This window comes from Leptospira dzoumogneensis (assembly GCF_004770895.1).
In the GTDB taxonomy this organism is placed as follows: domain Bacteria; phylum Spirochaetota; class Leptospiria; order Leptospirales; family Leptospiraceae; genus Leptospira_B; species Leptospira_B dzoumogneensis.
In genome coordinates this window covers 687410-706212 of the sequence record NZ_RQHS01000019.1, presented here as the reverse complement: position 1 = coordinate 706212, position 18803 = coordinate 687410, and the positions used below count along the sequence as shown (strand labels likewise).

The 18803-nt window shown below is 41.0% G+C and carries 16 protein-coding genes and 1 tRNA gene; 12 read left to right on the top strand and 5 right to left on the bottom strand.

Features of this window, described 5'->3' with window-relative positions:
• Window positions 1–1168, bottom strand: a 1168-nt coding sequence (locus EHR06_RS16865; RefSeq protein WP_167492309.1) for a molybdopterin-dependent oxidoreductase, incomplete at its 3' end; no start/stop codon positions are given.
• A gap of 338 nt (window positions 1169–1506) precedes the next feature.
• On the opposite strand from EHR06_RS16865, the gene EHR06_RS16860 reads away from it, so the two are divergent.
• From EHR06_RS16860 to EHR06_RS16830, 7 genes are all read left to right on the top strand, one after another.
• On the top strand, window positions 1507–2721 hold the full coding sequence (locus tag EHR06_RS16860) for a nitrate/nitrite transporter (RefSeq protein WP_135758053.1): 1215 nt from the start codon (window positions 1507–1509) through the stop codon (window positions 2719–2721).
• Between the two features lie 34 nt (window positions 2722–2755).
• A complete protein-coding gene (gene nirB / locus EHR06_RS16855) occupies window positions 2756–5269 on the top strand; it encodes a nitrite reductase large subunit NirB (RefSeq protein ID WP_135758052.1) in 2514 nt (837 codons plus the stop codon).
• Between the two features lie 9 nt (window positions 5270–5278).
• Window positions 5279–5644 (top strand): nitrite reductase small subunit NirD, encoded by a 366-nt coding sequence (nirD, locus tag EHR06_RS16850; RefSeq protein ID WP_135758051.1) that lies wholly within the window; start codon window positions 5279–5281, stop codon window positions 5642–5644.
• Between the two features lie 4 nt (window positions 5645–5648).
• Window positions 5649–6437: a uroporphyrinogen-III C-methyltransferase gene (cobA, locus tag EHR06_RS16845; RefSeq protein ID WP_135758050.1), complete on the top strand. Its 789-nt coding sequence runs from the start codon at window positions 5649–5651 to the stop codon at window positions 6435–6437.
• Between the two features lie 83 nt (window positions 6438–6520).
• Window positions 6521–7435, top strand: coding sequence for a bifunctional molybdenum cofactor biosynthesis protein MoaC/MoaB (gene moaCB, locus EHR06_RS16840; protein ID WP_135758049.1), 915 nt, complete (start codon window positions 6521–6523; stop codon window positions 7433–7435).
• A complete protein-coding gene (locus tag EHR06_RS16835) occupies window positions 7432–8628 on the top strand; it encodes a molybdopterin molybdotransferase MoeA (RefSeq protein ID WP_135758048.1) in 1197 nt (398 codons plus the stop codon). Before moaCB ends, EHR06_RS16835 begins: the two co-directional genes overlap by 4 nt.
• 128 nt (window positions 8629–8756) lie before the next feature.
• On the top strand, window positions 8757–10223 hold the full coding sequence (locus tag EHR06_RS16830; RefSeq protein ID WP_135758047.1) for an NADP-dependent isocitrate dehydrogenase: 1467 nt from the start codon (window positions 8757–8759) through the stop codon (window positions 10221–10223).
• A gap of 1 nt (window position 10224) precedes the next feature.
• Here EHR06_RS16830 and EHR06_RS16825 read toward each other — a convergent pair whose 3' ends face one another.
• The 3 genes from EHR06_RS16825 to EHR06_RS16815 form a co-directional block, all read right to left on the bottom strand.
• Entirely contained in the window at window positions 10225–10635 is a 411-nt protein-coding gene (locus EHR06_RS16825; protein ID WP_135758046.1) for a response regulator, read from the bottom strand.
• Window positions 10619–12532, bottom strand: coding sequence for a PAS domain S-box protein (locus tag EHR06_RS16820; RefSeq protein WP_135758045.1), 1914 nt, complete (start codon window positions 12530–12532; stop codon window positions 10619–10621). Before EHR06_RS16820 ends, EHR06_RS16825 begins: the two co-directional genes overlap by 17 nt.
• 337 nt (window positions 12533–12869) lie before the next feature.
• A complete protein-coding gene (locus EHR06_RS16815) occupies window positions 12870–13103 on the bottom strand; it encodes a ferredoxin (protein WP_135614753.1) in 234 nt (77 codons plus the stop codon).
• A gap of 103 nt (window positions 13104–13206) precedes the next feature.
• Here EHR06_RS16815 and EHR06_RS16810 point away from each other — a divergent pair, with 103 nt between their 5' ends.
• The 5 genes from EHR06_RS16810 to EHR06_RS16790 all read left to right on the top strand — a co-directional run bounded on the left by EHR06_RS16810 (window position 13207) and on the right by EHR06_RS16790 (window position 16948).
• Window positions 13207–13788 carry a hypothetical protein gene (locus EHR06_RS16810; RefSeq protein WP_135758044.1) on the top strand — a complete coding sequence of 194 codons (582 nt, stop codon included), beginning with the start codon at window positions 13207–13209 and terminating at the stop codon, window positions 13786–13788.
• Window positions 13778–15331 (top strand): FAD-dependent oxidoreductase, encoded by a 1554-nt coding sequence (locus EHR06_RS16805; protein WP_135758043.1) that lies wholly within the window; start codon window positions 13778–13780, stop codon window positions 15329–15331. Before EHR06_RS16810 ends, EHR06_RS16805 begins: the two co-directional genes overlap by 11 nt.
• Before the next feature lie 81 nt (window positions 15332–15412).
• Window positions 15413–15502 (top strand) — tRNA-Ser (locus EHR06_RS16800).
• Between the two features lie 24 nt (window positions 15503–15526).
• The gene (locus EHR06_RS16795) at window positions 15527–15757 is read left to right on the top strand and encodes a DUF2905 domain-containing protein (protein ID WP_135758042.1); all 231 of its coding nucleotides are present in this window, start codon (window positions 15527–15529) and stop codon (window positions 15755–15757) included.
• 9 nt (window positions 15758–15766) lie between these two features.
• On the top strand, window positions 15767–16948 hold the full coding sequence (locus tag EHR06_RS16790; RefSeq protein ID WP_135758041.1) for a pyridoxal phosphate-dependent aminotransferase: 1182 nt from the start codon (window positions 15767–15769) through the stop codon (window positions 16946–16948).
• On the opposite strand, the gene EHR06_RS16785 is transcribed toward EHR06_RS16790, so the two are convergent.
• On the bottom strand, window positions 16943–18541 hold the full coding sequence (locus EHR06_RS16785; protein WP_135758040.1) for a 7TM diverse intracellular signaling domain-containing protein: 1599 nt from the start codon (window positions 18539–18541) through the stop codon (window positions 16943–16945). The two genes, EHR06_RS16790 and EHR06_RS16785, sit on opposite strands and share 6 nt — an antisense overlap.
• Window positions 18542–18803 lie beyond the last annotated feature (262 nt).

Below are 18803 nucleotides of genomic sequence, written 5' to 3'. Positions count from 1 at the left end.
CGAACATCTCCGTAGCGGAATAACCAGGCTTATCCCGAATAGATTCCACTCCCCAAAAATCTGCGACTTCCTTCCTATGATTTTCATCCGCCAAATTTCTATGTGCAGGAAGAAGATTACATAGACCGCCAACTTCTCTTCCCCCCATGGCGTTCGGTTGCCCTGTTAAGGAAAATGGACCGGACCCTGGTTTGCCGATCTTTCCTGTGATCAGATTCAAATTAATTAATGCTAAATTTTTATTAACTCCTACCACACTTTGGTTAAGTCCCATTGCCCATAGAGTTAAAAATCCATTTGCATTCGAGATCAAACTTGCCGCTTCTCGAATGGACTCCTTTGAAACTCCACAAGAGTCTGCATATTCTTCCATACTCATCGAAAAAACTTTTTCTTTTAGTTCTTCGAATCCTTCCGTATGCGATTTGATAAAATTAGGATCTAAGGAATTAGTCTCGATCAGACTTCTTGCAATTGCATTGAATAATAATATATCGGTTCCAGGTATGATCTGAAGATGTAAGTCAGCATTCTCACAACTTTCCGTTTTTCTAGGATCGACAACGATGATCTTAACATTCGAGTCCGAATTTTTTCTGGCTTCTATCCTTCTAAAAAGGATCGGATGACACCAAGCAGGGTTGGCGCCCGCGATCAAAAAACAATCCGCAATTTCTATATCATCATAAGATATAGGAACGCTGTCCTCACCCAAGGACATCTTATAACCTACAACTGCAGAACTCATACATAGTCTGGAGTTCGTATCTATATTATTTGTATTTAAAAAACCTTTGGTGAGTTTATTCACCACATAATATTCTTCCGTCAATAATTGTCCGGAAACATAGAATCCTACCGAGTCTGGTCCATACTCTTTGATCAGATTTTTAAATCGAGAAGCTATCTCTCCCAGTGCAGAATCCCAATCCGTCTTTTGCAATTCTCCCGTTTTAGGATTTCTTGCCATTGGATGCAAAAGCCTGTCGCTCTTATCCAAAACGGTATGATGTAAATTCATTCCTTTTGAGCAGAGCATTCCTTTATTCGCAGGATGATCCGGATCTCCATGGACCGTAAAACTGCTCTCACTCTCTTTCTGAATCAATACACCGCATCCGACCCCGCAATAGGAACAGGTACTTCGAAATCCATTTTCTGTATTCACGCTAGATAATTAGCAATTTTCATGCCAATTCATAAACTTTATTATCAATTCATCTAAACTTAAAATATTCACGAATAGAAAGTGAGCGATTCCAAATTGTACGTCTTTTAATTAAGCACCATGTACAATATATGTATAATTTCTAGCGATTTTGTTCTTTATTCTTAGATTGATTCATACTGAAATTTTAATATGTGTTCGAAAAAGAAGGCCTTAATCTAAATTTTTATATGTATAGCTCTTAATATAGCATTTTTCAAAAATTCATCCAAATACTTGGCACGACTTTTGCTATAAACTCTATGTGAGCGTTTCTGCTCGATAACGGAGAGCTTTAAATGAAAAAATTTCGTGAATTCGTGTCCATCGGCCACTTTCCATCTCTCGTGAGCTCCTTTCTATACTTTGACTTCAGCTTCATGGTATGGATGCTGCTTGCCGCTTTAGGCGTCTTTATTTCAGAAGAATTCAAATTAGGCCCTGCCCAAAAAGGGATGCTGGTTTCCGTTCCTCTATTGGGAGGAACATTATTAAGAATTCCTTTAGGATTACTTTCTGATCGTTATGGATCTAAGATCGTCGGTCTTTGCGGAATGGGTGTCACAATGCTAACCTTATTATTAGGTTGGAAATTCGCGAACACTCTTCCTGAAGTGATCCTTGTCGGATTATTATTAGGAACTGCAGGAGCAAGCTTCGCAGTTGCTCTTCCTTTAGCGAGTAGATGGTATCCTAAAGAATACCAAGGATTAGTAATGGGAATCGCGGGCGCCGGGAACAGCGGATCCGTGATCGCCACATTCTTCGCTCCTGATCTTGCCAGAAATTTCGGATGGCATGCCGTTTTCGGCCTTGCTCTTATTCCTTTAGCGTTTGCTTTCGTATTCTTCTTATTCTTTGCAAAAGATTGTCCTGGAACAATTTCTAAAAAACCTTTAAAACAATATTTAGTACCGATCAAGTCCAGAGACGCTTTGTTCTTCTGTTTGCTGTATAGCGTAACGTTCGGCGGATTCGTAGGTATAGCAAGCTTTCTTCCTATCTTCTTCCATGACCAATACGGTGTGGATAAAGTCACCACCGGATTCTATACATCTTATTGTATCTTAGGTGCAAGTTTGGTTCGCCCTATCGGCGGATATCTTTCCGATAAATTCGGTGGAGTAACAGTTTTACTCGGTGTATTTGCAGGAGTTGCTTCTTGTTTGATCGCCGTCTCTTGGCTGCCTTCCGTAGGGATCATTCTTCCTATATTCATCACTTTAATGATCTTCTTAGGTTTAGGTAACGGTTCGGTATTCCAACTCGTTCCTCTTAGATTCAGCAAGGAGATAGGGATCATCACCGGGTTTATCGGAGCCTTTGGAGGTTTGGGAGGATTTTTTGTTCCGAATCTATTAGGAAGTTTGAAAGCGATTTCCGGGACATTCTCCGTCGGATTTGTAGTTCTATCCGTAGTAGTCGCGTTATCCGCCTTCCTTCTGTTCATGATGAACACTTATGTTTGGGAAAAAAATAGAAAAAACGAATCCTTAGAATTGGAGTCGGCTTAAGCCGGCTCCTTAAAAGGGAAAGGAGATAGATAAAATGAAACGGAAGTTAGTAATTCTTGGGAACGGGATGGTGGGTCATAGATTCGCCGAAAAGATCGCAGAGTACGGTGGAACCGAAAAATTTGAAGTAACTATTTTAGGGGAAGAACCTAGAAGAGCTTATGATCGAGTTCATCTTTCCGAATACTTTACAAATAGATCCGCAGATTCACTTTATCTTTCTCCTTCCGATTGGTATAGAACCAACGGGATCCGCTTATTACTTTCCGAACCTGCGATTTCCGTAGACACGGTTTCCAGAAAAGTAACCACTTCTGCAGGTACCGAATTACCTTTTGATGAATTGGTAATTGCTACCGGATCTTCCGCCTTTGTTCCTAATTTCGAAGGTGTGGATAAACAAGGAGTTTTCGTTTATCGTACGATTGAAGATCTAGAAAAGATCATGTCTTATGCTAAACAAGTTTCCAAAGCAGCGGTACTCGGCGGTGGTTTATTAGGTTTAGAAGCAGCCAAGGCTGTATTAGATATGGGAAAAGAAAGCCATGTTGTGGAATTCGCATCTCGTTTGATGCCGAGACAATTGGATGAGGCAGCTTCTTCCGTTCTAAAATCCAAGATCGAATCCTTAGGCGTTCGCATTCACTTAAATAAAGAAACCAAACAAGCATTAGGTGAAACTAGTTTCCAAGGACTGAAATTCGTAGATGGTTCCGTTTTAGAAGTGGAGATGTTGATTGTCTCCGCAGGTATCCAGCCCAGAGATGAACTGGCGAAAAATTCAGGAATAGAGGTCGGACAAAGAGGCGGGATCATTGTAGACGACGAGTTAAGAACAAATGTCTACGGGGTTTACGCAATCGGAGAAGTTGCACTTCATAAAGGAATGATCTACGGACTTGTCGCTCCGGGTTATGAAATGGCGGAGATACTCGCTTATAATCTTTGCAGTCCCGGACAAAAAACGAAATCTTACGCGGGTTCAGATCTTTCTACAAAACTAAAATTGATCGGAGTGGATGTTGCTTCTTTTGGAGATGCTTTAGGCCAAACGGAACATCTTCCTATCGCTTATACGAATCCCCGCACGGGAGTGTATAAAAAATTAGTTCTTTCTCCCGATGGTAAAAAACTGAAGGGAGGAATACTTGTAGGAGATGCGGATGCATATTCTACCCTTCTCACTCTTTACTTAAATAACGTAGAACTTCCTTCCGAGCCTGAATCCTTGATTGTAGGAACTCCATCGGAAGAAGGTTCTGCATTCGGTTCTCTTCCGGATGATGCAAAGATCTGTTCTTGTAATAACGTTTCTAAAGGCGATCTTTTAGGTGCGATACGTTCGGGTTCTTGTTCAGATCTGAAAGGTCTGAAAGAATGCACTAAGGCTGGAACCGGTTGCGGCGGTTGTATCCCTCAGATGAATTCCATCCTGAAGGAAGAACTTCGTGCACAGGGTAAAGTAGTCACCGAACATGTATGTGAACATTTTAAATATTCCAGACAAGAGTTGTTCCAGATCGCAAAAGTAAAAGGGATCCGTAGTTTCGAAGAGATGATCCGTACTCATGGGATGGGGAACGGCTGCGAAGTTTGTAAACCTGCTGTGGCTTCTATCATCGCCAGTATTTATAACGAACCGATCCAAAAACATAGAGAGATCCAAGATACCAACGATAAGTATCTTGCAAACATCCAAAGAGGCGGAACTTACTCCGTTGTTCCTCGTATCCCCGGCGGTGAGATCACTCCTGATAAATTGATCGTGATCGGTCAGATCGCTAAGAAGTACGATCTCTATTGCAAGATCACCGGTGGTCAGAGGATAGATCTACTCGGTGCAAGAATGGAACAACTTCCCGACATCTGGAAAGATCTAGTGGAAGAAGGTTTCGAAAGCGGACATGCTTACGGCAAAGCAATGCGAACCGTTAAAAGTTGTGTTGGTTCTACTTGGTGCAGATACGGGGTACAAGACAGCACTGCATTCGCAATTCGTATCGAAGAAAGATACAGAGGGATCAGAGCTCCTCATAAATTAAAATCAGCAGTCTCAGGTTGTATCAGAGAATGTGCGGAAGCAAGAGGTAAAGACTTCGGTATCATCGCCACCGAAAAAGGCTGGAACCTTTATGTCGGCGGGAACGGAGGAGTGAATCCAAAACACGCAATCCTTCTCGCGGCCGATTTGGACGAAGAGACCTGCGTTAAATACATAGACAGGTTCATGATGTTCTATATCAGAACCGCTGATAAACTTGTAAGGACTTCCGCATGGTTGGAACAATTAGAAGGTGGAATAGAATATCTGAAAGATGTGATCATCAACGACAGACTTGGTATCAACAAAGACTTGGAAGAAGAGATGAACCGTCTTGTAGGAACTTATGTTTGTGAATGGAAAGACGTAGTAGATGATCCTGAAAAACAAAAGAAATATAAACATTTCATAAACAGTGAAGATGCCGACCCAACCGTAAAATTCATAGAAGAAAGAGGACAAAAACGTCCGGTAGATTGGCCTAAAAAAGAATTGGTTTCGAACTAGGAGATAAAAATGAATACAGCCGCAAAAGAACCTGTTTGGATACCCGTTAGTACAGTTACTGAATTTCCCGAAGATGGTGGAGTCTGTGCCAAAGTTTATGGAGAACAAATCGCGATCTTTCATTTCAGTTCTAGAAATGAATGGTTTGCATGCGAGAACAAATGCCCTCACACAGGAGACATGGTTTTAGCAAGAGGAATGATCGGTGATTCTCAGGGAGAGCCAAAGGTTGCATGCCCGATGCATAAAAAATCTTTCTCTCTTAGGACCGGCGCTTGTATCAGCGGAGATGAATATTCCATAAAAACATATCCGGTCCATATCGAGGACGGAACTGTTTATATCGGGATCGAAGACCCGGGAACTCAGGGTTAAGAATATGAATTCTTCCCTAGGAAAAGTATATTTAGTAGGTGCAGGTCCGGGAAATCCGGACCTTCTCACAGTTCGTGCAGTAAAACTTTTAAGAAAAGCGGATATTGTTTTATACGATGATCTGGTATCCGCGGGAGTTTTGAAATACTGCAAAAAATCCGCAGTCTTAGAGTATGTAGGCAAAAGGATCGGACAACATAGCTGTCTTCAAACGGAGATCAATGAAAAATTAGGAGAATATGCTAAACAATATTCTAATATAGTTCGTTTGAAGGGAGGAGATCCTTCCATTTACGGAAGAGCCGGAGAAGAAATAGAATACCTTGCTTCCTTAGGAATTGAATGTGAAATTTTAGCGGGGGTCACAACCGCTTCCGGAGCCGCCTCTAGTTTAGGGATTCCGCTTACTCATAGAGAATATGCAAGAGAGATCCTATTCTTATCCGGCCATAAAAAGACGGGTAAAAATCCGGAAAGTTTCGAAGACTTAAACTTGGAAGGCAAGACCGTTTTGGTTTATATGGGATTGAACAGTCTGGAAAGTATCCGAGAGAATTTATTGGGATCCGGAAACTCAGCCTCCACTCCAATGGCATTCATAGAAAACGCTACTCTTCCCAACCAAAGATTGGTTTTGGCAGATATAGATACTTGTTTGGAGAAGGCGGAAGAATTCCAGATCAAAACACCTGCACTATTGATCTTCGGGGAGATCGTGAGTTTTTATACCGAGCTGCAGAGATTAAAAGAAGAAGGTAGACAGCTAGAAAATTTGCCTGCGCTACGCGTGTAGGAGCTCCTACAAATCGTTAATTTACTCGCAGTTTTCCTGAGCAGAATTATATTGATTCCTGCGGATTCCCGCTAAGAGGAAGCATGAACGATATTACCGGAAAGAAAACAACTCTTAGAACTGCCCAAGCAGAAGGTTTTGTATTCTGCAAACCGGAAACCATTATTAGGATCAAAGAGAATACTCTTCCTAAGGGAGATCTTTTCGGAGTGGCAAAGGCCGCCGCACTTCTTGGTTCTAAAAAAACTTCGGAGCTGATACCTCATTGCCATCCTGTTTCGATCGATTCTTTCCAAATCGAATTCGAAGTTCTTTCCGACAAAAATGCAGTCAGGATCTTAACCACTGCAAAATCTATCGGAAAAACAGGCATAGAGATGGAAGCTTTGACAGGTGTAAGCGTAGCTTCATTAGTGATTTATGATTTACTAAAACCTATAGATAAGGAGCTGGAAATTTCCTCTATTCGTCTTTTGGAGAAGAAGGGCGGAAAAACCGACTCTCAGATCACAAAATTTGCGGCAGGCTCTAAGGCGGGAATCCTGGTTTGTTCCGATTCTACTTTCCAAGGAAAAAGGGAAGATGGCTCCGGAAAAGCAATCTTAAACTTATTAAAAGAACATGATGTAGAAACTGTTAAATCGGAAATTCTTCCCGACGAACCTGAGCAGATCAGAAATACAATATTAGAATGGTCTAAACTAGGTTTGGATCTGATCGTCACCACGGGCGGAACAGGACTCGGGCCGAGAGACAATACTCCGGAAGCAATAAAAGAGATCCTAGAACAAGAGATCCCGGGTATTGCGGAAGCAATGAGATCCTTCGGCCAAGACAGAACTCCATTTGCAATGTTGTCCAGATCCATCGCAGGCAGGATCGGTAAAACGTTAATAGTGTCCGTACCAGGAAGCACAAATGGCGCCACTGAAAGTTTGCAGGCAATTCTTCCTGCAGTATTTCATGCAAAAAAAATGATGAGAGGAGAAGGACATTGATCTCTGTCCAAGAGGCACTCAAACTCGTAGAATCTTCTGCGAGCGTATCTTCTTCCGAAAATACGGACTTGGAAAATTCTCTTGGTAAGGTGCTGAGAGAAAAGATCCATGCGGATCGGGATTATCCTCCTTTTCATCGTGCAACCATGGATGGATTCGCATTAAAGTCGGAAGGCTTTTCGGAAGATCGAGTCTATTCTTACACAAGAGAACTACACGCTGGTGAATCTTTCCAATTAGAAAGCGGAGAAGAAGCCATCCGAATTATGACGGGCGCCCCCGTTCCGGAAGGTTTCGATCTAGTCATAAAGATAGAAGATTCCGAAGATTTAGGAATTTCTAATGGAAAGAAACAGGTCCGTTTCAGAACGGAAAAATCCGGCTCCTTCTCCAATATAGCGATCCAAGGAGAAGATCTAAAAAGAAATCAAGAAATCTTAAAAGAAGGGACTTTGATCAGTGCATCCGTTCTTTCTTTACTTTCTTCCTTAGGAAAATATTCAGTTCAAACTTCTAAACTTCCGCGTGTAAGAGTGATCTCCACTGGAAACGAGATCGTAGGTCCTGGTGAGACCCCAAAACCTTGGCAGATCAGAGATTCTAATTCTTATTCTATCCGATCTTTATTACAAAAATATGGTATAGTTCCAATATCCGTTACTCGAGCAGGTGACGATCCTACCATTTTAGAAAAAGCGGTTCAGGAAGGTTTAGATTCCGATCTTCTCATTCTCTCAGGTGGTGTTTCTATGGGAAATCTAGACCTGGTTCCTAAAATTCTGGAAACTTCCGGAGTGAAAGAAATTTTTCATAAGGTAAGGATCAAACCTGGAAAACCGATTTGGTTCGGCAAAAAGAAGGAGCAAGCAGTCTTCGGTCTGCCTGGAAATCCTTTCAGCGTTCAAGTTTGTTTTCGGATCTTTGTAGAAGCATATCTGCGAAAATTTTTGGGTCATTCTTCAGAGAAACCTATCTGTTTGCCTTTTGCGGGAGAAAGAAAAAAGAAAAACAAACTGACCGAGTTCTTCCCGGTTTCTTATGAGACCAAAGGCCAAACCTTTTTATCTGAAAAGAAGTTTAACGGAAGCGGAGATATTCGAGCAGGAATATTTTCAGACGGACTAGGAGTCCAATTTTCAGAAACGGAAAATCTGAAAGAAGGAGATCTGCTGGAATTCTATCCCTGGACCTAATCCAGATTGACCCAAGTACCTCATCGGTTGAAATAAGACTAGAAACAAACGTTTGTTGGAACTCCTACATCGGGTGTGGATATTCGAAAATGTCAAAATATTTCACATTATAAAAACCGGAGGTCGGTATGAGCTCGAAGAAAAAAATCGCTGTTGCTAAGGGAGATGGGATCGGTCCTGAGATCATGGACGCCACTCTTAGGATCTTAGAAGCGGCAGGTGCGAGCGTCGAACCGGTCTTTATAGATATCGGAGAGCAGGTCTACAAAAAAGGCCATAGCGCAGGAATAGAACCTGAATCTTGGGACATTCTCCGCGATACAAAAGTATTTTTTAAAGCTCCGATCACTACTCCTCAGGGAGGCGGTTACAAAAGTTTGAATGTAACCGTTAGGACCACCTTAGGGCTTTTTGCGAACGTTAGACCTTGTATTTCACTTTATCCTTATGTAGATACAAAACATCCCAAGTTAGATGTGGTTATCGTAAGAGAGAATGAAGAAGATCTTTATACCGGAATAGAACACAAACAAACTTCGGACACCGTCCAATGTTTAAAATTAATTTCAAGACCGGGTTCCGAAAAGATCATCCGTTATGCCTTCGAATATGCGAAAGCCTATGGCAGAAAAAAAGTAACCGCGATGGTAAAAGACAATATCATGAAACAATCCGACGGTTTGTTCCATGATGTGTTCAAAGAAATTGCAAAAGAATATCCTGATCTAGAAGCGGCAAGCGAGATCATCGATATAGGTGCGGCTCACTTAGCGGAAAGACCTCAGGCTTACGATGTGGTTGTCACTTTAAACTTATATGGAGATATTATTTCGGATATAGTCGCTCAAGTTGCAGGTTCAGTCGGTATGGCAGGATCCGCAAATATAGGAGAAGTTGTCTCCATGTTCGAAGCGATCCACGGTTCCGCTCCCGATATCGCAGGAAAAAATATCGCAAACCCAAGCGGACTGATCAATGCAGCAGTGATGATGCTTGTCCATTTAGGGCAACCTGATATAGCTGCGAAGATCCAAAATGCTTGGTTACTTACTATTGAAGAAGGAATTCATACCGGAGATATTTACAAAGCAGGTGTAAGTCGTATCAAAGTAGGAACAAAAGAATTTGGAGAAGCTGTGATCGGAAATCTTGGCCATCTCCCCGAAAAATTCAAACCTATCTCTTTCGGAAAAGCGAAAGCGATCCATATCCCCGAATACAAAAGGAAAGCCCTACAAAAAGAACTAGTGGGAGTAGACGTATTTTTAGATTGGGAACCTGGAACTTCGGAAGATCTTGCTAAAAAACTAAGTGCAGTCTCCGGAGATCTGAAACTCAGAATGATCACAAATAGAGGGGTCAAAGTTTATCCCAACGGAGCTCCTGAAACTTTTTTAACGGATCATTGGAGATGTAGATTCGTAAGCCCTGAAACTCCTGACAACGAATCGGGAGACGGTTTTATCAAGATACAGCCGGAACAAATCGCAAAATTACTACTTAGAATTTCAGAAGCCGGATTAGATAGTATCCAAACGGATAATTTGTATAAGTTTCAGGGAAAAAGAGCATTCTCCCTGGGCGGTGGAGAGTAAATTAAACTTGATTCGTTAGGATTTTTTTGAACGAATCCAAAGACACAGGCTTAATTATATAATCTTTTACTAATGGGATTTCTTTAGCTCTTCTTAGATCCGAATCGTCTACGGAAGAGCTGACCATATAAATTTCGGGCTTCTTACTGAGTAAGTTCACGAAGTTTGCGTACTCGTCTAAAAATTGCCATCCGTCCATAAAAGGCATATTAATATCTAAAAAGATAAAATCAGGGATGATATCCGGCTCGCTTTGGTGTTCTCTCAAAAAGCTGATAGCACCTTCCCCATCCGGAAACACTTTTAAACTTTCAACCGCTCCTGTCTTTTCGATGGTTCTTTTAGCGATCTCAACGAAGATAGCATCGTCATCTACAAGTAAAAGTTTCTGTTTTTTAGATAGCGAATTCATTTGCTTTAGAAAGAAGAATTATAAATTTCGTGCCCTGTCCGGGGGTGCTCTCCACATGGATCTCTCCTCCTAAGGACTCGATCTGGTTTTTGGTCATAAAAAGACCCAAACCTCTTCCGTCCGTGTTCCGGTGAAATCTTTTGTGTAATTTAAAAATTTGATCCCCATGTTTATTTAAGTCAATTCCTAAACCGTTATCCTGCACTTCCAAAATATGATTTCCGCTAGACCAATATGTCTTAAAACGGATCACCGGATGAGGGGATTCACTTCTATATTTCAAAGAATTTGAAAGTAGGTTTAAGAATATACTCTCTAAATAGACCGGAGGGTAAATGATAGAAGGTGATTTCGAAAAGTCAGCGATGATTTCAGCCTCACATTCCAATATTTGGCCTAAAAACATGGCTTTTACCCTGGAAAATACGGATTCGAATAGTATTTCTTCGGAAACAACCTTAGGGCTTTGTCTTATTTTAATAACTTCTACGATTTCGTTTAATGTAGTAAGTAATTGGTCAGAGGTGGTTTTGAGATAGTCCATGTATTCGACCCTCTCTTCCTCCGTTTCTGCCTCTTCTAAAAACTTTACGAGTGTGGAGATATTTCCGATCGGAGATCTCATATTATGGGACACGATCTGGTTGAATTCTTCCAACTGAGCGATCCTTTCTTTTAAGTGAGTGCCTACCGATCTGAGCCTGGCATTTTTTTCTCTCAAAATATTTTCCAAGATCCTTTTGCGGGAAATATCTTGGATCTGAGAAACGATAAACATCAACTCTCCTGAATCTTTTCGAACCGCAACTCCGGTGATAAATACCCAGACTATATGTCCTTTTTTGTGGATATACCTCTTTGCAAATTGAGCGCTGTCTCTTTCTCCATCGATTATTTTACGAAATGCTTCCGCACCTGTATTTAGATCTTCCGGATAAGTAACATCTTGGAATGATTTGAAAAGAAGTTCGTCCGGTTCATATCCTATCATCTTTGCAAAGGACTGGTTGAGTTCCAAAAAATGCCCATTCTTATCCAACAGAATGATCCCATTACCGGAACTATGAAATGCTTCGGAGAATTTTTTCTCACTTAAACGGATCTCTTCTTCTACCAATTTGGAAAGAGTGATGTCCTGCATCGCACCGTATACTCCGACGATCCTTCCTTCGGAATATGCCGGTTTACCCTGGGTTCTCACCCAGATAACTCTTCCTGTCTCTGTGACCATTCTATGTTCCACAGAGTAAGTCTCACCTTTTTGATAGACTCTTAAGTTATTCTCTCTTAACTTTTCTATATCTTCGGAATAGGAATATTTATTATAAACAGTATCTCTATCAATTCCGAGAGAAGGATCTCTTTCTAAGATCTTATAAATTTCAGAAGACCAATACAAACTTCCTGCTTCAATATTGGATTCCCAAGCGCCCACTTTCGCGAGTTCAGCCATGATAGATGAGAATTTTTTTTCCTGCTGCAAACTCTCCGTTAGTCGTACTTGGTCGGTAACATCTCTGGAAGTTGTATTTAAATAGGTGACCTCACCTTCTTTATTTTTAATCGGCTGGGTTAAGGTTTCGAACCAAATATAGTCCCCATTCTTCTTTAAAAAACGATATTGTGTGGCGACTGTGGGCCTTCCCTCTTTTGCGGGATTATGAGAATTAGTAAGAATACGGTCCCTATCGTCAGGATGAATAAAATCGTAAGGATTACGACCCAACATTTCTTCCGGTTTAAAACCTGTCAGAGTTTCAATGATAGGATTAACATAGAGATAGATCCCTTCTGGATCGTGTAAGCAGATCAGTTCCCGGCTGGTTTCGATTAAGACCCGATACAAATCTTGGTTTTGGTCCAATTTGATTTTTTCCTGGTCCTGTCTTTCTTCCATAAAATGCAAGAACTTGCTCTATTAGTTAATACATAAAAAGACGACTTATACGAGTACATTGCGAATAAAAAATGGCCTAAAATCCTAAAATGTTAGGGGATTTTATTTCCACAAAATAATCGGGTCTAAGATTTCGAATCGTACCCGAAACTAAACCTTTTGTCTTAGAACGAGTGGTCTGTATTTTGAGATTCGGCCCCGAAGATGGGACCTTTTTTCGCGTAGGTCTTATCTCTTTTATAAGAATTAAAAAGAGGAAAAGTAAATTAGAAAAACGTAATTCGATTTTTGGGAGAAGTTTTCCGATCCGTATATGACCGAAAAACTTCCAACAGGTTTATTCTCCGTCGTCTCCGATAGCTTCGACCGGGCAGATTTCCATAGCTTTGCGGGCAGCAACCGCTTCTTCAGGAGTGGCAGGCTGTTTATGGAAATATACCTTAGACTCATCGTCGGTATATTTCAAAAGTTTAGGTGCCTCTTCCAAGCAGTCATTACAAGGGACGCAGCTATTATCAATATAGAATTTTCCCGGAACATTTTCCGGAACTTTGTCATTCTTATCTGCCATGAATACTAAGGATTATCGAACGTTTGGAACGTCAAGTTGGTTTTCTATAAGGAAACGGGTAGGATAGGATTGACAAGTCCAAGAATCGAAGGAAAACACTGCAATGGCAAATTCAGCCCCGCGGTTTTCCCGCAGAACATTCTTGAGACTGGGACTCGCCGGTTCTGGAGCTCTAGTACTTGGGGGATCCATATGTATTTTGAACAGATCCTCCAGACAATTACCTAAAACGCTGTTCTTCTCCGAGTCCGAACTGGCAACCCTAGCTGCACTATCGGAAGCAATCTTACCAGAAGCTGTTGGAGCTCCGACATATAAGGAAGCAAAGGTATTGGAAAGATTAGATGAAGAATTCTATTTCGTGGATCCATTCTTATCGGACGACTTCAAAACTTTAATTATGGTTTTGGAATATCTTCCGTTCTTCCACTGGAAGTTTTCTAGATTCTCCAAACTTTCCTTAGAATCCAGAAGAAAGTTTTTATCCGAATTGAATCATTCAGATTCGGATACCGTAAAAGCAGTTTGGGCAAACTTGAGAATGCCTATTTTTTTAATGTATTATGGACATGAATCCACTTTCAAAACGATTTCGTATGACGGACCTTTTATGGATCCTCCCGAAAAGTTAAGCGAGTCCAGGATCTATTATCGCAAACTAGTAGGAGGTTCCGATGTCGGGTAAAATTTACGAATGGAAAAACCTAGGCGAATCCAAAGAAATCCGCACTGAAGTTTTAATCATAGGAACAGGTTGTGGAGGTGCGACTGTCGCTTATGAGTTAGCTAAGGCAGGGAAGAAGGTAACCTTGATCGAAGAAGGAGGTTACTACCATACGGGATCATTCGATAATCACGAATTGAATATGGCCGGCAAAGTTTCCGCAGAGAGAAATATGGCCACCACTGCGGACGGCACGGTAAATATAGTATATGGAAAGAATGTAGGCGGCGCCTCAGTTCATTACTGGGCGGACAGTTATAGAACTCCTAAAGATAGATTAGAACTCTGGAAAGAAAAATTCGGAGTACTCGGCCATGGTGCAGAAGATCTAGAACCTTTTTGGAAAGAGTTAGACGACACACTGAATGTACATCCCGCCAAAGAAGAAAATTATAATAGAATGAACCAATTGGTTCGCAAGGCTTCTAAAGAATTAGGATGGGAAGGAAATCCCGTTCCACAAGCGCGTAAGAACTGCCAAAAGTCCGGACATTGTATGCAAGGTTGTATGTTCGGAGCAAAACAAAGCCAGTTGATCACTCATATTCCGATGGCAATCGCCTTAGGCGCAGATCTTTATGCGGACACTAAAGCATTAGAATTGGAGTTTGAAGGGGACAAGGTTGTCGGACTAGAGGCAGTTGTGATAGACAGACCTTCTCAAAAAGAATCCGAAGTGAAATTACGTTTTAAAGCCGACGCAGTCGTGGTTGCAGCAGGAGGTTTCGGAAGTTCCACTTTTCTTCTTAAGAACGGACTCAAGAAAAAGTTGCCCGCATTAGGAGAATTTTTAGCGATCAACCCTTCTCCATTTGTACACGCGCTATATAAAGAATCTATTATCCAATGGAGAAACATTCCATCAGCATACGGGGTCGAAGAATTCAGGCTGGCACGTTATGCGGGAGGAACTTACCGCGAGGGCGGATATCTAATCATGGCAAACCAATTGCAGCCGGGCGCGATAGGCGCTCTCGTTCCAGGATTCGGAGAAGAACATTTCGAGATCATGAAAGAACTTCCTAGACTAGGTGGGACTATCGGTTGGATCGATGATCCTGACACAGAGTTAGGAAGAATAGAGATCAAGTCCGGCGGCAAAAGAGAAGTCCAATACAGTTTCGGACCGCTCACCAAAGAGATACTCAAGGACTGCATTCGCAAACAAGTTATTCTGAACTTTAAAGCAGGCGCTTATAAAGTAATACTTCCTGATCTAAAAAGGACCGTATTAACTAAACCGGAAGAGGCCGCCGTTGTGGATTCACTTCCATTAACTCCAGCTTCTATGGCAATGGCAGCTCCTCATCCTGCGGGGGGATGTAGAATGGGACTGGATCCTAAAACTTCAGTCGTGGATTGGAAACATAAGGTTCATGGAATTTCGAATTTATATGTGAGCGATTCCAGCGTATTTCCCACTGCTGTTTCCGTGGATCCAAGCTATACGATTATGGCATTCTCCAAAAGAGCGGCCCAATTTATTTCAGAGAAAAAGTCCTAAGGACTCCGCTCGGAACTTTTGGGTCGAATCTCCTTGACCGGACCGCTCCTTGGAAAAACATCGTAATCGCAACCAAGAACCGGAGAGGTGTCCGAGCGGTTTATGGTACTTGCTTGGAAAGCAAGCGTAGGGTAACACCTACCGGGGGTTCGAATCCCCCCCTCTCCGCCAGTTCTTGTTTCCAGTGGATCTAACATGGAACCGCTAGGTAAAACATTTCTTTGGATCGGGGCATTCTTCCTGATTATCGGAGCCATTATAATCTTCGGCTCCAAACTCCCGTTTATCTCTTCTCTTGGTAATTTACCCGGGGACTTCAAGATAGAAAGAGAAAATTTCAGATTCTATTTTCCTTTCGCAACTTCCATTTTGATCAGCATCGGACTTTCACTTCTTCTGTATCTTTGGAACAGATTGATACATTAAGAAAAACGTATGGATTCGGAAAACTCTCCTCGCTTTAGCGATCGATTCGAATTCATTCCAGGGGAGAATGATCTATATTCTCTTTTAGAGTCTTTTAAGAGATCAGGACAAGACTGGATCGATCTTACAATTTCTAATCCAACAAAAGTAGGACTTGTTTATCCTAGAGAAGCAATATTACATTCTCTGGAAAAACAGGAAAGTATGGAATATGATCCGGATCCTAAAGGTACGCTTGAGGCCAGAAAATCGATCGTAAGTTATTATAAAGAAAAAGGCCATACAATCTCGGAAGAAGATCTGTTTCTGACATCCTCTTCCTCCGAAGCATATTCCTATTTAATAAAGTTATTATGCAACCCGGGGGAAGAAGTTCTTATCCCTTCTCCCGGGTACCCGCTCTTCGAATTTTTATCCTTACTGGATGGTGTAGAATTTAATTCTTATCAACTGGACCAAAGCTCCGGTTGGAAAATAGATTTTGAAAATTTAAACTCTAAGATCACTAATAAAACTAAGATCTTGTTCTTAGTTTCTCCGAATAATCCGACCGGTAACATACTTAGCTTGGAAGAATTCGAAAAACTGAAAACTTTAGCCAAGACTAAAAGGATAGCGTTGGTCTTGGATGAAGTATTCTCAGATTATCTTCATGAAGAAAACCGGGACCAAATCGATTTCTTTCATACGGATTTTCCTGTGTTTGTGGTGAATGGGATCTCTAAGATACTTGCACTTCCCCAAATGAAACTCTCTTGGATCCATGTTGGAGGTCCTACAAGTTGGAAAAAAGAATGTAAGGAAAGATTAGAGATAATCGCAGATACTTACTTGTCTGTCGGAACTCCAATACAGCTGGCTCTTCCTGAATTATTCCAATGGAGAAATATGATCCAAAGCCAGGTGCTTAGAAGAATACGCAGAAATCTTCAGGTCTTGGAAAGTTCCTATTCTTCTCATCCTTCTATCGTTTACGCATCTCCAAAAGGAGGATGGTACGCCGTACTACAATCCGATTCTTTCTTAAACGATGAAGAATTCTGCTTTAGATTATTAGAAAAAGAGAAAGTACTCGTTCACCCGGGTTCCATGTTCGGGTTTGAAGAAGATCAGGGAAATATCGTGATTAGTTTAATCGTTGAAACTGAATCGTTCCAGTCCGGTTTGGAAAAAATCTCAACTTTCCTATAAAACCGCTTTCTGAACGAAACTTTTGTATTGTTTAGGAGTAAGACCCGTCGCCTTCTTAAACTCCACATTAAAAGAAGTTTTAGAACCGAAACCGACTGCAAATGCAATATTCAAAATATTGTCTTCAGTATCGTTTTTCAGGAGAAGTTTAGCTTCTTCTATCCTTTTAGAATTCAAATAAGCGGCAAATCCCATTCCAAGCCTAGAATTCAAGAGTTCCGACAATTGGTGAGTGCTTAATCCGATCTTAGAAGCGAGCATTTGGATCGTAACTTCTTCCTCTGCGAATAATTTCTCTGTGCTCATCAGATGTTCCAAAGCATTCAGGGATTCGTCCACGTCCAAACCGGATATTTTAGAACGAGCATATCTAGGTTTATTTATAAAACCCCTAAGAGTCTCCAAAAGGCTGTTCTTCTCCTCCAGATTTTGAGAATACTTTTGTATAATATTATAGAGAAGAATGAGAAGGTCCGCTGGAAAGAAAAGTGGCACTGAATAAACGGTAAAAAACCCGTATTCCAAAAATCCCATATAGTAAAAAATACTAATATATCCCAGGGTCATATACATACCCCAAGAGACCAAAAACAGGTTTAATTTGCGGTTTCCCCTTCCTCGCAGATAGATCCCTGAGATCAAAATTAAAGGAATAGAAATGGAATATATGATCTCATTGGTCAGAGTCAAATACGCAATGGTTTCCATCGTAAAAATGAGTGGAAGTGTAAGGCCTAGAATAACGGAAAAAAAGAATAAGATCCGATCCACCCAAGGCAGAAATTTCTCCGTTTCCAAAAATTTTCGAATAAACTGGAATCCGAATAACCCTCCTAAATTAAAGAAAAAGTAATTCACTTTTTCGGCCCCAAGAGGGGAATCTTCCCAGAAAAGCTCTATCGCATTTCCGTAATTTACATCGTAAGAAGCTCCCATACAGAAAGCATAGCAGGTATATAGTAGGAATTCCTTATATTCCGTCGCCCTATAGTATAATAAAGCGACCAGGATCAGCATCCCGTATAAGCATGCGGAAAGTGAAAATACTCCAGTTTCAACCGCAAGATTGGCTCTTAGGCCGGCCTCATCCATGATCTCGATCGGAAATGACATAATGGATTCCGATTTGATCCGAACGATAAATTCTTTTTCTTCGCCTGGTTCTCCTTGTAAGAGTAAGGTTGGATAGAGAATATTTTTTACAGGCCAATTACTTTTTGATAATGTATCTCCTACTCTCTGGATTGGAGTTACCCCATTTGGGGTATACAATTCAGCTAAATCGTGAGCCTTCCATCGAATTACGAAGTAAAGATTTTCACGAATTTCTTCGCGAAATTGAATTCTGAATTTTAACCAATACGATCTTTTAGAAAAATTGAAATTTAAGGCGTTTGATCTAGTTTTTTTCCAACCGTCGTTTTGATTTATAGGTGGAGGAATATTTTCAGTATCGGTTTTTTCCCAAAGATAAAGTTCGGGCGTAATGTTTTTATTATGTTCATTTGCTTTTAGAATGAACGGAAGTTCTTTTGCGAAGATGGAACCGAAACTCGAAATAAGAACGAGAAAAAAAAACGAAATTCGGATCATGCGTTAAAAAACATTTTTTCGTAATTCAATTAGGTGCAAACAAAAAACGTTCATGTATATAATTCCGAACGATTTCCGGATCTATTTAGTATATTATTGAAACGTTACTCTCCAGTAGGAGTTATCACTTAACTCATACGTTAACTGGAGTTAACACCAACGCCAACACGGCGTTTTCTATTCGCCTTGCCTCGGACGAGTTTAATCCGCTTGTCCGAATGATTTTCAGGCCCGCATCCGCGGGCCTTTTTTTATCTTTTTC